Origin of the sequence: Pseudoalteromonas sp. SR45-5 (assembly GCF_014163565.1) — a bacterium.
Classification (GTDB): Bacteria; Pseudomonadota; Gammaproteobacteria; order Enterobacterales; family Alteromonadaceae; genus Pseudoalteromonas; species Pseudoalteromonas distincta.
This window is the reverse complement of record NZ_JACJDN010001018.1, coordinates 1-759: the sequence shown is the minus strand read 5'-3', so window position 1 is coordinate 759 and position 759 is coordinate 1. Positions and strand designations below refer to the sequence as shown.

The 759-nt window shown below is 36.5% G+C and carries 1 protein-coding gene; it reads left to right on the top strand.

Annotation, left to right across the window (positions count from 1 at the left end; translation table 11 throughout):
- On the top strand, nucleotides 1–726 hold a 726-nt coding region (trmA, locus tag H5072_RS20760), incomplete at its 5' end, for a tRNA (uridine(54)-C5)-methyltransferase TrmA (protein ID WP_182694676.1).
- Nucleotides 727–759 lie beyond the last annotated feature (33 nt).

The following is a 759-nucleotide window of genomic DNA, read 5'->3' as shown; positions in this document are numbered from 1 at the left end:
CACAAACCACTGGATGATGAATGGTTAAGTGAAATTAAAGCACTGAAAGAAAAGCTTAGCAGTAAATACAAAATTGACTTTATAGGTCGTGCTCGCAAACAAAAAGAAGTACTAGGTGATGACTTTGTAACTGAACGTTTAACAGTTAATGGGCAAGAGCTTATTTATCAACAAGTAGAAAATAGCTTTACTCAGCCTAATGCAAAAGTAAATATTAATATGCTGGAGTGGGCACAAGATTTATGTAAACCACTTAAAAATGATTTACTAGAACTTTATTGTGGTAACGGTAACTTTTCAATTGCATTAGCGGGCTGTTTTAATAAAGTATTAGCGACGGAAATATCAAAATCATCTGTTCATTCTGCTCAATACAATATTGCTAAAAATAACGTAGAGAACCTAGATATTATTCGTATGTCTAGTGAAGAGTTTACTCAAGCAATGAATGGCGAGCGTACTTTCTCTCGTTTAGAGGGTATTGACCTTAAAAGCTATGACTGCCAAACCATATTAGTTGATCCACCACGCGCGGGCATGGATGAGTTAACGTGTGACTTAGTGGCTAACTACGAAAGCATAATTTATATATCGTGCAACCCTGAAACTCTTGAGCGTGACCTTGATCACTTAACACGTACGCATAACGTTAAGCGCTTTGCTATATTTGATCAGTTCCCTTATACGCATCACATTGAGTCGGGCGTTTTCTTACAGCGCAAATAAATACGTTCAGTAAACGTTACCTATAAAAAAAGC